The following is a 13,881-nucleotide window of genomic DNA, read 5'->3' on the forward strand; positions in this document are numbered from 1 at the left end:
GCCGAAGTCGGCCACCAGCGTGGTCCCGTCCCGCGTGAGCAGGATGTTCTCCGGCTTGATGTCGCGGTGGATCACGCCGCGCTGGTGGGCGTACTCGAGGGCGCGCGCGGCCTCCCCCGCGATGCGCAGCGCATCGTCCAGTGGCAGCTGCCGCTCGCGCTCCAGCCGGTCGCGCAGCGATTCGCCTTCCACGTACGGCATCACGTAGAACAGCGTGCCGGCGGCGTCGCCCGAGTCCAGCAGGGGCAGGATGTGGGGATGGGCGAGCTGCGCCGTGGTCTTGATCTCGCGCAGGAACCGGTCCGCTCCCAGCGCGGCGGCCAGCTCCGGGCTCAGGACCTTGAGGGCCACCGACCGCTCGTGCTTGAGGTCGGCGGCGAGGTACACCGTCGCCATGCCCCCGCGCCCCAGCTCGCGCTGGAGCGCGTACCGGTCCTTGAGCGCCTCGGCGAGGCGGTCAGGCAGGTCGCTCACGGGCTACCTTCGAAGGAACACTCCACGGTACAGCGCGGCGGGCCCCGCCGCCAGGCGAAGACGTCCGGCCGGGCCGGAGCCCGGCTGCGGCGACGCTACTTCCTGAGGAAGGTGACGGCGCCCGGGACTGGGCCGCCGCCGGCCGGCGTCAGGTGTGCTGCCAGACGTACCGGGTGAGCCCGATCGCGAAGCCCGCCGCGCCGGCCAGCAGCAGACCGGTCACGACCCAGCCCCTCGGCGTGCCGGCCTCGCCGACCCCGAACAGGGCCACCGCGACGAACGCGGCGAGCTGCACGACGACGAACACGACGAACGGGGCGCGCGCCCAGCGCCGGCCGCGCCACAGGCCGAGCGCGGCCCCGAGCGCGCTCAGCGCGCTGGCCAGCTCGACCCAGGCCGCGGAGCCGGTGCCGGCCTGGTGCCGCGCCGCGGCGTCGAGCCACCTGGGGAACGCGCCGGCGAACGCCTCGAGCGAGCCGGCCGCGTAGAGCACCAGGAGCACCGCGAGGATCATCAGGCTGCGCGGGCGGGGCGCAGAGGCCGGGGCGCCCGGCGGCGGCGGCGCGGACGGCGTGGGCGCGGTCATCTCAGGCGCTGATCAGCACGTGCTTGCGGACCCAGCTGCGGTCGTCCACCTGCGCCAGCAGGAAGGCGGCGACGTCGGCGCGCGAGACGCGCGGAAAGCCCGAGAGCGCGAGCCGCTCGCCGGCGCGGTAGCGGCCCGTGGCCGGCCCGTTGGTGAGGGTCACCGGATGGACCACCGTCCACTCGAGGCCGCTCGCGGCGAGCGCGACCTCGCCCACCTGCTTGTCGGTGGAGAGGTCCCGCATGAACAGGCGCATCACGATCCGCGGCACCAGCGGGACGTCCCGCCACGTCTCGCCCACGCCGTAGGCCGACGTGAGGATCAGGCGGCGGACCCCGGCGCCCTCCATCGCGCGCACGATCACCGGCACGCTGCGGGCGATCAGGCCGCCCGACTTCATCGAGTTGCCGCGGCCCAGCGCGCTGATCACCGCGTCCTGCCCGCGGACGGCGTCGGCGAGTGGCTGGCCCCCGGCCGTGACGTCGCCGGTCACGACGCGCAGGCGCTCACCCGTGGCCGGGAGCCGCCCGGGGTCGCGGACGAACGCGGTGACCTCGTGGCCCAGCTTCAGCGCCTGCGCGACCACCTGACGGCCGGTGCCGCCGGTGGCGCCGAAAACCAGGACCTTCCTCGAAGCCAAGGGCTGCTCCTCTCCAATGCGAGGGCTAGCGCCGCTCGCCGTGAACCCGGGCGAACAACGCCGGGAGCGCGATGGCGAGCGGCTCGCGCGCGCCCGCCGGCTGCCAGACGAGACGGTCGCCGAGCACTTCCGGCCGCTGGTCCGCAGGCCATCGGGCCGGAGCGGCCCCGATCTACGCCGGCGGCCGCCCCCCGCATGCCACCAGCCGCGGCGCCGCGAGGCGCGCCGAGGCGAACGACGTGGTGAGGAACTGCAGGTAGCCCGGGCTGGCGCCGGGCACCGGGGGCGTGGCGACCAGCATCTCCGTGGGGCTCACCTGCCAGCGCACCACGCGCCAGCGGCGCTCCTCGGGGCCGGCGCACATGGTGTCGGCGCGCACCGGGAGCCAGCGGGCGAGGGAGGCGACGGCCCGCCTGAACTGGCTGTCGGTCGCCACCGAGAGGTGGATGGCCGCGAGCCGCGCGACGGGGGGCGGCGGCGCATCCACCGTCGGGCCGAAGGCGCCCTCGAAGAACAGCGACAGGCCGGCGCGGCCGAGCTGCCGATTCTCGATCGTGTCCTCGTAGCTGCGGTCCGGGCGCATCCGGAAGCCCGGCAGCTTGCGGCCGAGGGCGGCCGCGTCGTCGCCGAGGCGGAGGCCCGGCGTCAGGCTGTCGAGCGCGGCGTCCAGCCGCGTGACCAGCGGCCGGTTGCGCGGGTGGCACGCCGCGAGCGGCAGCAGGCAGCCCATCAGGGTGACGGCGATGCGATTCACTGGCGACCCGGTGTGGGACCCCACCCGTATAGCTCCGGGCCGGCCGTCCGCACAAGGCGGGGGTCGTGGGGTAAGACGGCTGGCCGCGGGCGAGGTGCGGCAGTGGACCGAACATTGCTATGCGGAGAGCCATGACCATGCCCCAGCCGCGCCTGCGGCCCTGGCTGCTCGCCCTCGGCATCTGCGTTGCCGTCGTGCTGATCTGCGTCCAATGGGTCGACCGGCCGGTGGCGGACTGGTCCGCCGCGCACTTCGGCGGCACGGCGGCGTTCGCGCTCGGCAGGGGTTTCCTTCGCCTTTCGGAGCCGGTGTTCGTGGCGGTCGTCGCATTCGTGATCGGGTGCGGCGCCTGGCGGCTGAGCGGCGGCCCGCTCCCGTCCTGGACGCAGCTGCCGCTCAGGTGCGGCATCTCGATGACCGTGGCGTTCCTGGTCATGGCCGCACTCAAGGTCGCCTTCGGCCGCTCGCCGGCCAGCCCGCTGTACCTGGTGGATGGCGTGTACGTGTTTCGCCCGTTCCACGGCGGGACCACCTTCGGCGCCCTCCCCTCCGGCACGATGTCCGTCGGGACCGCCGCGCTCGCCGTGCTGTGGATCCAGTCGGTCAGGCTGAGGTTGCTGTCGGTCCTCGGGTGGGTCCTGCTCGCGGCGTCGCTCATCGTGACCAACAGCCATTGGGTCGGCGACATCGTGGCCGGCAGCTTCCTGGGCGCCGCCAGCGGCTCCCTGCCGATGCGGCTGCCGCGATTCGACGGAGCGCCGGCGTCAGGGAAGCGTTAGACGACAATTGCAGGCAAACCAGTCGGCAACGTGCGGCGTGCCGACGCTTGACTCCTCGCTGACCGTTTCCCATCATCGCTCTGCAGTGGGCCGCCCAGGCCCCCACGGCGTGCCGCCAGGCAATGCCCCCCTCAGAGCATCCGACTGACGACACCACCAGCTCGACCACCTGGTGTCCACCTCTCTCTGAGGACCTCATGAAGACCAGGACTCTGGCCGCTCGTCCGGCCGCGCTCGCTGCCCTGGCGATGCTGATCGCATCGCCCGCCGTGCTCGTGGCGCAGGCCGTGCCGGCATCCGCGGGCGCCCCGACGGTTCTCGAGAACGCGTTCCCGCAGAACAGCGCGGTGCTGCGGCCCGCGGCGAAGGCGGACCTCGACCGGATCGCGGGCGCGATGCGGGCCGCGCCCGGCTCGACGTGGGAGATCGCCGGCTACACCAGCAGCGTCGGCACGACCGCGCGCAACCTGCAGGTGTCCCGGCAGCGCGCCGACGCGGTGAAGGCGTACCTGGTGAGCAAGGGCGTGGCGGCGGCGAGCCTGACGGCCGTGGGCTACGGCTCGCGGCAACCGGTGGCCAGCAACCGGAGCGCCGCGGGCCGCCGCAAGAACATGCGCGTCGAGATCCGGCGGCTGGCGCCGGCCGCGCGGCCGGCGGCCACCGCGGCCACCGCCGCTGCGCCCGCACCCGCCACGGCGGCCGTCGCACCCGCGCCTGCGCCGGCCCTCGCCGGGGCCGCCGTCCGCGCGAACGCCGCTCCCCAGCAGGAAGCGGCCGCCCCGGCACCGGCCGGCCCGATCGCGAGCGGGCCCAAGCCCTCGACCGCACCGAAGCCGCAGCTCCCCGGAGCCATCGCTCCGCACCCGGCCGCCGCCCACGCTCCTGCCGCGGCGGCCGCCGCGCCGCGACCGCTGTCGCGCGAGCGCGGCGCGTTCGGCCTCAGCCTCGGCTGGGCATCGTACAACACGAGCTACTGGTTCTACGGCGGCGGCAACTCCCGGTGGCAGACGTGGAGCCAGTTTCAGGCGAGTGGATTCTACGAGGGGCGGTTTCCGCTGCGGATCGCCACCTCGCAGACGCGGTTCCGCGTCGAGCTGCGCGTCGGCACCGGCGGCGCCTCCAACAACGTGGGGTCGGGGTACGTGGGCAACGGCGCGTCGCTGACCAACGGGACCCTCACGGGCGGGCTCGCGGCGACGCTGCGCGCGCCGCTCGTCGCGGGCAGCGGCACGCATCCCGTGCCCTACGTCGGGCTGGGCATCGACTACAGCGTCCTGTGGGGATTCGGCGACAACAGCGGCAGCATCTACGCCAACGGGTGGAACGAGCGCATCCTGACGTTCCCGCTGGTGGTCGGGGTGGACCTCCGGACCGCGCACCTCACGATCAGCCCCGAGATTCGCTACGGCATCCTCGGCTCGTCCAGCTCGAACCTGTACCTGCCCGGTGCGGGAACGGCGATGCAGGACAACGCCCCGACGATGAAGGGGATCTTCGTGAGCATCAGCTGGCGCTAGGGGGCCCGGGGGCCGGGATCTCCGCTACGGATTCTGGACCGCCACCGGCGCGCTGCGATTGATGGTCGAGCCGTCGCCGAGCTGGCCCCGATCGTTCCACCCCCAGCAGAACGCGGCGCCCGCCGGCGTCACGCCGCAGGTGTGGTGGTCCCGCGCCGCGAGGCTCGCGAAGACCCGACTGCCGGCCACCTTCTCCGGCGTGAGGCGCCCCCGGCTCGAGCCGGTGCCCAGCTGCCCGAAGTCGTTCCCGCCCCAGCACCACGCCACGCCGCCGAGTGCGACGCCGCACGTGTGCTGGTCGCCCGCCGCGAGACTCGCGAACCGGTTCCGCCCGTCCACGGCCACCGGCGCCGCCCGATCTCCGGTCGAGCCATCGCCCAACTGACCCGAGGTGTTGTCGCCCCAGCAGTACGCGGCCCCCGCCGCCGTGAGTCCGCAGGTGTGGCCTCCGGCCGCGGCGAGGCTCGCGAACGCGATGCCGCCCGCGACGGCCACCGGCGCACCGCGATTCGCGGTCGAGCCGTCGCCCAGCTGGCCGAAGTAGTTCCAGCCCCAGCAGTACGCGGCCCCGGCCTTGGTCAGGCCGCAGGTGTGGGAGTCGCCGGCGACGAGGCTCGCGAACCTCGCGCTCCCCGCCACGGCCACCGGCGAGTCGCGGCTCACGGTGGAGCCGTCGCCCAGCTCGCCGTGGGCGTTGGCGCCCCAGCAGTAGGCGGCCCCGTCGCCGGTCAGGCCGCAGGTGTGACGGCTTCCGGCCGCGAGGCTCGTGAACCTGAGGCCGCCGGCCACCGCCTGCGGCCCGCGGCGATCCACGTGCGCGCCGTCGCCCAGCTCGCCGACGCTGTCCTGGCCCCAGCACCAGGCGGCGCCGTCGCCGGTCAGGGCGCAGCTGTGACCCTGGCCGGCCGTCAGCGCCGTGAACGCGAGGCCGCCCGCCACCACCACGGGCGCCGGGCGCCGGGCCATCGAGTCGCCGCCCAGCTCGCCGTGATCGTTCGCACCCCAGCAGTAGGCGATGCCGTCGCCCGACAGGCCGCACTCGTGACCGGCACCGGCGGCCAGGAACCTCCAGCCCGGCCACGCCGCCGACACGACGTTGAACGACGCGCTGCTCGCCGGCGCCAGCGCCGCGGCGCCGGCCGTGATGGTGTATCCGGCGCCGCCGCTGTCCACGCCGAGCCCGGTGAACACGGCCACGCCCGAGACGGCGGCCACGCGGGTGGTGCCCGAGAGCCGCGCGCCGCCCCTGCCCGTCCCGGCCGTGATCTGCACCGTCACCGAGTCGCCGAAGGCAGTCGCCACGTTGCCCGGCGCGTCCAGCGCGGTCACGACCGCCCGGAACGGCGCGCCCGTCTTCACGGTCGCCGGCTCGACCGCGACGGCCAGGCGGCTCGCCGCGCCCGGCGTCACGTCGAACGAGACGGTGGAGGCGCTCGCCATGTTCGCGGCCGACGCCGTGAGGCCGTAGTCGGTGCCGACGCTGTCGAGGCTGAGGCCCGTGAAGACGGCGACGCCCGTGTCCGCGGCGACGCTCGCGTTCCCGGACAGGTGGGCGCCGATCCTCCCGGTGCCGGCCGCGATGGCCACGGTCACCGTGTCGTGGAAGCGCTTCTCCGTGCGGCCGTGGGCGTCGCGGGCCGTCACCACGACCCGGAAGCCCCTGCCCGCCGTCGTCGCGCGCGCGGGCTCGGCGGTGAAGGCGAGGTTCTCCTCGAGCTGGACGCGCAGCCACGCGGCCTCGTCGCCGCGCGCGTTGGGATTGGTGACGGCGAGGACCCGCTCGACCGGAATCGCCGTGCGGCCGAGCGAGTCGGCGGCCGTCACGCGCAGCGCGTAGCGGCCGGTCGGCACCAGCAGCCCGTCGCGGGCGCGCAGGTTCCAGGCGGCCGCTCCCACCGAGTCCACCATCTCGGTGTTGCTCCACACCGGGGTCGCCGGCGTGTCGGCGCGCGCGACCGCCACCACCACGCGCGAGCGGAAGGTGGGCCTGGTCGCGACCTGCAGCCGGCCGGCCGGCGCCAGCAGGACCGTGTCGTACGGGACGGCGACGTCCACGGCCAGGGGCGGCGGCCCCGCCGGCACCGCGACGGCCGCCCGCTCGGCGTTGAACACCTGCGCCAGGTCGTCGGGCTCGAGAAAGACGAGGCTGTCCACCCGCTCCGCGGGGTTGAGCTGCAGGGCGCTGCGGAACGCCTGGCGCGCGGCGGTCGGGTTCCTGGCGCTCAGCTGCGCGATCCCGTAGAGCACGTACGCCCGCACCCGCTCGGCGCTCGTCGCGCCGGAGCCCTGCGCCAGCGCGCGCGCGAGGAGGACGGAGGCCGAATCGGTGTTGAAGTCGTCGAACTGCGCGCGGGCCGCCCCGATCAGCGCGGCGACGGTGCCCTGCGCGGCGAGCCGGGGCGCCGCGGCGAGGGCGAGCAGCAGCAGCCCGACCGCACGCCTCACCGCCGCACCAGGTCGATGTAGTGGAGCACCTTGTGCTCGCCGGGAGCCACCGTCACCGTCGTGTCCTGCCCCCACCACATCCCGGTCGGCTCCTGCACCTGGAAGCGCAGCCGCACCGTCCCGGCGGGCACCTCGAGGTTCACGAGGCGCGAGCCCCTCGCGACGTCGTTGACGAAGATGGTGGAAGCCGGTCGCGTGCCCACCGAGATGAACCCGGTGGCCGGCACGGCGGGCGCGAGCGTCTCGGCCGCCGGGCGGCGCACGACCGGGGGCGCGGCCGCCGTGGGCTGACCCTGGGCCGGGGCCGACGGCGGCCGGCTCGGCGGGACGGCCGGCTGCGGGTGCGCCGCCGGCTTCGCGGCGGGCGGGGCCGCCTGGCGCTTGCGCTGTGGCTCGGGGGCGGCGGGCGGTGCGTGGCCGCCGCGCGTCGTGGCCGGTGGCGCCGTCACCACCGGCTGCGGTGACCGCCCCGCGCCCGCGGCCGGCGCGCGCGTCGCCCCGGCCGGCGGCGCCGGCTCCGCCGCGCGGGTGATGATGGACCCGTCCGGGCGCGGCGGCCACGACAGCGTCCAGCCGCCGGGCACGTTGAGGGCGACGGCCACCGCGGCGACCAGGACCACGGCGGCCGCCGCGTCCACGATCAGCCTGGTGCGCCGGCTGCGTCTCGCCGCCGCCAGCGCGCCGGCGGACGGCGGCGCTTTCGTTCCCGGCGGCCTGACCGTCCGCGCGACGGCCGTGTAGCCCTCCGCCTCCGACTTCAGCATCCGCGCGAATTCCGCCACCGACGGGAAGCGCTGCTCCGGCGCCTTCGCCAGGCCGCGCTCCACGGTGTCGATGACGCCGGCCGGCAGGTGCGGCCGGAGGAAGCCGAGCGGCGGCACGGGGTCGGCCACGTGCTTGTGCACGATCTCCACGGCCGACTCGCCGGTGAACGGCAGGTGCCCGCCCAGCATCTGGTAGGTCATCACCGCGAGCGAGTACTGGTCGGCGGCAGGGCCGACCCTCATGCCCTTGCACTGCTCGGGGCTCATGTAGTAGGGCGTGCCGATGACCGACCCCGACGCGGTGAGCGTGTTGGCATCGAGCGCCTTGGCGATCCCGAAGTCGGTGACGGTGACCCGGCCCTTGGCGTCCACCACCACGTTGGCCGGCTTGACGTCCCGGTGCACCACGCGGTTCTGGTGGGCGTAGTCGAGGGCCTCGGCCACCTGGGCGACGATGTCGACGGTGCGCTCCAGCGAGAGCTGCCGCTCGCGCTCCAGGATCCGGTCCAGCGGCTCCCCGTCCAGGTACTTCATCACGTACCAGAACAGCGTGCCGCCGGGCGCGACGCGGTAGACCGGTATGATGTTGGGGTGGTCGAGCTTCGCGGCGGTCTGCGCTTCGCGCTTGAAGCGCTCGATGATCGAGCCGCCGCCGCCGTACGTCAGCTCGGGCGGCAGCACCTTCACCGCCACCCTGCGGCCGAGGTGCGCGTCCCGGCCGAGGTAGACCACCGCCATCCCGCCACGCCCCAGCTCCCGCTCGAGGACGTACTCGCTCCCCAGCTCGCTCTGCAGCCTGGCGAACAGCTGCGGGTCCTGGTCTACGGCGATGGTGGCGTCCGGCGCGTGGGCGTGTGAGTCGCCCGACACGTCTGCGCCGCAGGCGGAGCAGAATCGCGACTCATCCGGGATCGGGGTCCGGCACTTGTAGCAGTTCATCTGGGTCGAGCGGTGCGGCACCTCCTCGCGCTCGCGCGCCCGCCTACGGTGCGGGCGGCCGTGGAGACTGTCAAGCGGAGTGATGCGGCCACTGCATGGAGAAATCCCGAAGCCGGGACGACCCTATTCAGTGCTCGAGCGAGAGCACGGCCAGCACGGTCGGTGCGTTTCCGAGCAGCAGGCGGTCTCCGACTTTGAGCGGCGCTTCGCCTTGAAGGGCGTGATCGTTGAGCCACGTGCCGTTCTTGCTGCCCAGATCGCGCACCACCACCGAGCCGTCGGAGTGGAACTGGATCTCGGCGTGGCGGCCGGAGACGTGCTTCTCGTCGTCGGCGCGGATCACGATCTGGGCCGCCGCGGGATCGCGGCCGATCACGATCGTGTACCCGGTCGCGCGCAGCTCTTCGCCGGTCCGCTGGTGCACCAGGCGCACGCTCGGCGTGCGCCCGGCGCGGAGCGGCCGGTCGGCGCTGCCGTCCCGCTCGTCGCGCCGGCCGCCGGCGGGCCCGTTGCGCGGGCCGGCGCGGGGCCGCGCGGGGCCGGCGACGATGGTCGCCGCGTCCCCCGGCGGCAGCTCGTCCTCCGGGAGCGTCCGCTCGGGGCCGGTGCCTCCGAAGCCCGTCCAGCACACGATCAGCGGGAAGCGCGTGCCGAGGGTGAACTCGTCGCCGGTGTGCAGCAGCGTCCGGCCGGCGAGGCGCGCGTGGTGGATCCAGGTGCCGTTGGTGCTGCCGAGGTCCTCGAGCATCCAGCGGTCGGGGCCGTCGCGGTAGATGGCGCAATGGCGGTTGCTGACGACCTTGCTGAGCAGGCAGGGGATCATCGGCGCGAGATGGCAGTCGCGGCCCAGGTAGAGCGCCTCGCCGTCCAGCTCGACGTGGGTGCCCGGCGGGAAGATCCTGATGACCGGGTTGTCGCTCATCGGCGGACTGGAAGGCGCGGCGGCGGCTTCAGGAGCCGGCTACGGCGCCGTCGGCACGGGGAACCGCACCAGCTCGTCGGGGAACTTGTAGTGGTCGCTGTAGCCACAGTGCTTGCCCGGACAAACGAGGCGACGGAGGGCCGGGTGAGTGTACCGCTCCGCCTTCTCGCCCCCCTCGGCAAGCGGGATCTCGGAACCGCACTTGTGACAGTGCACGCCGTACCACACCCCGTGTTCCCTCAGCATTGGGGCCTCCCGCGGTGAGGGTCGTGTCGCCCGGTCAGGGACGGCACCGGCGACGGCGTCGAGCCGCCGCCCCCACCGTAGGGCCCAGTGCCGCCGGGCGCAAACCCACACGCGGTCGGGACGCCGACTGAATCTGTCGGGATCCCGCCTCGCGCCCTACGCTACTCGCTTGAAGTCGATGTAGCCGCGCTCGACGTCCGTCCGGACCAGCTGCACCCGGAGCCGGTGGCCGACGTCCAGGCCTTCGAAGCCGCTCTCGAGCCGTCCTTCCACGGGCGGCTGCAGGAGACGGACCCACGTGCCCTTGTCGGCCGCGCCGGTGACGATGGCATCGAACTGCTCTCCGATCCTCGGTTGCAGCAGAATGGCGGCGGCGGACTTGGTGACCTGCCGTTCGACCTTCTTCGCCGCGTCTTCCGCCTCGGTGCAGTGCCGGGCGAGCGCCGTCAATTCGTCGTTGGCGTACGGCAGGGGCCGACCCGCCATGGCGGCCTTGAGCAACCGCTGGGTGATCAGATCGGGGAAGCGGCGGTTCGGGGCGGTGGAGTGCGCGTAGTCCTTGACCGCCAGGCCGAAGTGCCCGGTGACACTGGCTCCCGGCAGCTCCACGACGTATTCCCCCGCACCCAGCAGCTTGATGACGCTCAGCGACAGATCGGGAAAGCGGAGAGGATCGGCGGCCTTGGCCGCCACCAGAAACTGGTCCAGGGCCCGGGCATCGGGTTCCCTGGGCAGGGTCGTGCCCCGCTCGGCGGCAAGCTCGACGATCCGGTCCCAGCGCTTGGGCACGCGCACGACGCGCCTGAGCGACGGCAGGTTCCTGGACGCGAGGTATCGCGCGCTCACGCCGTTGGCGGCGATCATGAAGTCCTCGATGATGTCCTTGGCCCGGTTCCTGGTGTCGGCCTCGAGGTCCTTCAGCTCGTCGCCATCGAACACCGGACGTGCTTCGATGGTCTCGAGGTCGAGCGCGCCGTGCTGATGCCGCAGCGCCTTCAGCTGCTGGGCCACGCGGTCCTGGAGCCGGAGGTTCTCGTCGAGACCGCCGACCGGGCCGATCGCTTCCGGCATCGGTCCCTTGCCCTCCAGCCAGCCGGCGACGCCGTTGTAGGCGAGCTTGGCGCGATTGCGCACCATCCCTCCATAGACGTCCGAGCCCTGCAACGATCCATCCCCGGCGAGAACCATCTCGATGACGATGGCCAGGCGGTCCGATGCCTGGTTGAGGGAGGTGAGATCGGTGGAGAGCTTCTCGGGCAGCATCGGAAACGTCTCGGCGACGGTGTAGACCGAGGTGGTGTTCTCCCGCGCATGATCGTCCAGCGCCGAGCGCTGCTTGACGACGGCGTCCACGTCGGCAATGGCCACCAGGAGCTTCGTGGCGCCCCCGGGCATCGCTGCGGCGACGGTCAGCTGGTCCAGGTCGCGCGAATCGTCGTTGTCGATGGAGCACCACAGCAGGTCCCGGAGATCACGCGTCGCCGCCTCGGCTCGCGTCGCCGGCCCGCGGATGCCGTCGAGCTCGGCGAGCGCCCGGGGCGGAAGGTCGGGAACGAGGCCCTGCTCGAGCATCGCCCGATGGGCGATGCCCTGCAGGATCGCGCGGTGTTGTCGGTCGTCCGGGCCCGTCATGGCGGTCACCATCCTCGAGGTTGGGCCAATGTATACCCGAGGCGCCCGTCGGGCGTCAGCGGGTGGCTCCGGACCGGGATCCGGGCGGGCCGGCCCGATATCCGGGGGACGGCACGTCCATTCGCCAGGCCCGGAGCCTGCGGCCGCGCGGCGCCGGCGGGGAACATCCGCGCGACCGCGCGCGTAGCACATATGTGGTGATGGCGCATTCTGCGCAGAAGGAGTCGGCTCCATGCTCGCTCCACTGATGGTCGCGCTCGCTCTCCTCGGCCCTGCTCCGGCGCCGGACCTGCAGGGCACGCCGGCCCCCCAGCAACCGCCGATCCAGGTCTCGCTGAACAACGAGGGGCGCTACGGCTTCGGCGAGCCCATCCTCGTGCGCGTGAGGCCGGCCGACGACGGCTTCCTGGTCGTGCTGCGCACCGACGTCCACGGCTGGGTGCGCGTGCTGTACCCGCCGAGCCCGTCGGCGGACAACTTCGTGCGCGGCGGCCGCGACGTGGACATCGGCGGACCGCAAGGCGGCGAGGCGTTCGAGGCGGGACCGAGCGCGGGCACCGGGACCATCGTGGCCGCGCGGGCCCACGAGGCGTTCCACTTCGACCGTTTCGTCACGGCGAGCCACTGGAACTACCGGGCGCTCGACTCGGCGACCAGCGCCGCGGCTCCCGAGAGCGCCCTGGTGAGCATCGTGCAGAGCATGGCGGGCGACGTGCACTTCGACTACGACGTCGCGCAGTACTCGGTCGCCGATCCCCAGGCCGCCGCGGCGTACGCCGGCGGCGATCCGGCGTACGCGTACGGGTATCCCCCGCCCTACTGGAGCTATCCGTACTGGCCGTATGCCTGGTGGCCCTACGACCCGTTCTTCTTCGGCTTCTACGCCGCGGGCTTCTACCCGTCGTTCTTCGGCCGGTACTGCTACGGGTGCTACCGCGGCTACGGGTTCAACGTGGGCTTCGGCTTCGGCCGGCCGCTCGGCCGGGCGGTGCCCTATCGCCCGCGCGCCTACATCGGCACGGGCGTCCGCGCCCGCGCTCCCGTGGCGGCGCCGGCGTTCCGCGGCTCAGTGGGTCGCCGCTACATCCCGTCGACGGGTGTGCGCGCCGCGGCCTCGTACGGCGGGGCCCCGCGGAGCTACGCGCGCAGTTACGGCGGAAGCCGCGGGTCGTACGCTGCCCCGCGCAGCTACGGCGGAGGCCGTGCGTCGTACGCTCCGCGCGGCGGAGGCGGGGGCGGAGGCCGCGGGTCGTACGCTCCGCGCGGCGGAGGCGGGGGTTCTTCCGGCCGCTCCGGCGGAGGCGGGGGCGGGGGCGGACGGCGCGGCCGCTGAGCGGAATTCGGCGCCGAGGGGCGGGACCGGGCCGCCGCTGTCGGCCTTAGCGGCCGCCCTCGTCGAAGAACACCAGGAAGTCGGTGGAGGGTGGCACCTGGCCCAGCTGCCGCAGCAGCGTGACCACCTGGCCGCGGTGGTACGACGAGTGGTTCACGACGTGCTGCATCGTGTGGACGAGGGAGTACTCCCAGCGCTGCCCCTGCAGGTTCTCGTAGGACATGCCGGCGAGTAGGCGATCCTCCGTGAGTCCGGCGATGAAGTCCTGACGGTTTCGCTCCACCTCGTCCCAGCGGGACTCGATCGCGCCGACGTCCGGGAACTCCTCCTGGGCGAACACCTGCCTGGGTGAGACACCGCGCCACCGCTGCAGCCATATCCACTCGGCCCACAGCGTATGCACGAGCGTCCCCCGCAGCGACCCGTAGCTCGTGCCGAGGTCGCGGGTGAAGGCGGAAGGGCTCAGCGGCCGGCTGGCGCCGAGGAGCCGGTGGTTCGCCCACCGATTGTAGGCGTACAGGGTGCGGATCTCGTCGAGGTTCATGCGGGGTCTCGGTTGCGCCTACCTTCGGAGGAGGACGACGGCGCCGAGGACGAGGCTGGCGGTCGCGACCACGTTGCCGGCCCAGAAGATGAACATCCACTTCATCAAGCCGGAGCGGACGTTGGCGATCTCGGTGCGGACGGCCGCGATCTCCGCGCGCAGCTCCCCCTTCACCTCGGCGAGGCGCTGCTCCAGCTTCGCCTCGAGCCGGGCGAAGCGTCGCTCCCACCCCGCGTCGAGTTGGGCGAGCCGCACTTCGGTCCTCGCGTCAAGCTCCGAGACGCGCTGCTCCAGCTTCGCGTCGAA

At 73.6% G+C, this 13,881-nt stretch carries 14 protein-coding genes; 3 read left to right on the forward strand and 11 right to left on the reverse strand.

Annotation, left to right across the window (positions count from 1 at the left end; all coding sequences use genetic code 11):
• The 4 genes from VMF70_06210 to VMF70_06225 all read right to left on the reverse strand — a co-directional run.
• Positions 1 to 474 (reverse strand): serine/threonine-protein kinase (locus tag VMF70_06210; protein HTT67604.1); only part of this gene is annotated, 474 nt, incomplete at its 3' end.
• Positions 475 to 622: 148 nt separating this feature from the next.
• Entirely contained in the window at positions 623 to 1,060 is a 438-nt protein-coding gene (locus tag VMF70_06215) for a hypothetical protein (protein ID HTT67605.1), read from the reverse strand.
• A gap of 1 nt (position 1,061) precedes the next feature.
• Positions 1,062 to 1,700: an NAD(P)H-binding protein gene (locus VMF70_06220; GenBank protein ID HTT67606.1), complete on the reverse strand. Its 639-nt coding sequence runs from the start codon at positions 1,698 to 1,700 to the stop codon at positions 1,062 to 1,064.
• A gap of 172 nt (positions 1,701 to 1,872) precedes the next feature.
• Positions 1,873 to 2,454 carry a hypothetical protein gene (locus tag VMF70_06225; GenBank protein HTT67607.1) on the reverse strand — a complete coding sequence of 194 codons (582 nt, stop codon included), beginning with the start codon at positions 2,452 to 2,454 and terminating at the stop codon, positions 1,873 to 1,875.
• 131 nt (positions 2,455 to 2,585) lie between these two features.
• On the opposite strand from VMF70_06225, the gene VMF70_06230 reads away from it, so the two are divergent.
• Both VMF70_06230 and VMF70_06235 read left to right on the forward strand, forming a co-directional pair.
• Positions 2,586 to 3,233, forward strand: coding sequence for a phosphatase PAP2 family protein (locus tag VMF70_06230; protein ID HTT67608.1), 648 nt, complete (start codon positions 2,586 to 2,588; stop codon positions 3,231 to 3,233).
• 197 nt (positions 3,234 to 3,430) lie between these two features.
• Complete coding sequence (locus VMF70_06235) at positions 3,431 to 4,750, forward strand: OmpA family protein (protein HTT67609.1); 1,320 nt, start codon at positions 3,431 to 3,433, stop codon at positions 4,748 to 4,750.
• 24 nt (positions 4,751 to 4,774) lie between these two features.
• Here VMF70_06235 and VMF70_06240 read toward each other — a convergent pair whose 3' ends face one another.
• From VMF70_06240 to VMF70_06260, 5 genes are all read right to left on the reverse strand, one after another.
• Positions 4,775 to 7,195 carry a hypothetical protein gene (locus VMF70_06240; GenBank protein ID HTT67610.1) on the reverse strand — a complete coding sequence of 807 codons (2,421 nt, stop codon included), beginning with the start codon at positions 7,193 to 7,195 and terminating at the stop codon, positions 4,775 to 4,777.
• Entirely contained in the window at positions 7,192 to 8,829 is a 1,638-nt protein-coding gene (locus VMF70_06245) for a protein kinase (protein ID HTT67611.1), read from the reverse strand. The genes VMF70_06240 and VMF70_06245 overlap by 4 nt, the downstream gene beginning before the upstream one ends.
• Before the next feature lie 196 nt (positions 8,830 to 9,025).
• Positions 9,026 to 9,820: an FHA domain-containing protein gene (locus VMF70_06250; GenBank protein HTT67612.1), complete on the reverse strand. Its 795-nt coding sequence runs from the start codon at positions 9,818 to 9,820 to the stop codon at positions 9,026 to 9,028.
• A 39-nt stretch (positions 9,821 to 9,859) separates the two neighbouring features.
• On the reverse strand, positions 9,860 to 10,066 hold the full coding sequence (locus tag VMF70_06255) for a hypothetical protein (protein ID HTT67613.1): 207 nt from the start codon (positions 10,064 to 10,066) through the stop codon (positions 9,860 to 9,862).
• Between the two features lie 156 nt (positions 10,067 to 10,222).
• A complete protein-coding gene (locus VMF70_06260) occupies positions 10,223 to 11,698 on the reverse strand; it encodes an RNB domain-containing ribonuclease (protein HTT67614.1) in 1,476 nt (491 codons plus the stop codon).
• A 232-nt stretch (positions 11,699 to 11,930) separates the two neighbouring features.
• On the opposite strand from VMF70_06260, the gene VMF70_06265 reads away from it, so the two are divergent.
• Complete coding sequence (locus VMF70_06265) at positions 11,931 to 13,031, forward strand: DUF4384 domain-containing protein (protein HTT67615.1); 1,101 nt, start codon at positions 11,931 to 11,933, stop codon at positions 13,029 to 13,031.
• Between the two features lie 46 nt (positions 13,032 to 13,077).
• On the opposite strand, the gene VMF70_06270 is transcribed toward VMF70_06265, so the two are convergent.
• Together VMF70_06270 and VMF70_06275 are read right to left on the reverse strand one after the other, a co-directional pair.
• The gene (locus VMF70_06270) at positions 13,078 to 13,575 is read right to left on the reverse strand and encodes a DinB family protein (protein HTT67616.1); all 498 of its coding nucleotides are present in this window, start codon (positions 13,573 to 13,575) and stop codon (positions 13,078 to 13,080) included.
• Positions 13,576 to 13,593: 18 nt separating this feature from the next.
• Positions 13,594 to 13,881, reverse strand: a 288-nt coding sequence (locus tag VMF70_06275; GenBank protein ID HTT67617.1) for a hypothetical protein, incomplete at its 5' end; no start/stop codon positions are given.

Source organism: Gemmatimonadales bacterium (assembly GCA_035502185.1).
Classification (GTDB): domain Bacteria; phylum Gemmatimonadota; class Gemmatimonadetes; order Gemmatimonadales; family JACORV01; genus Fen-1245.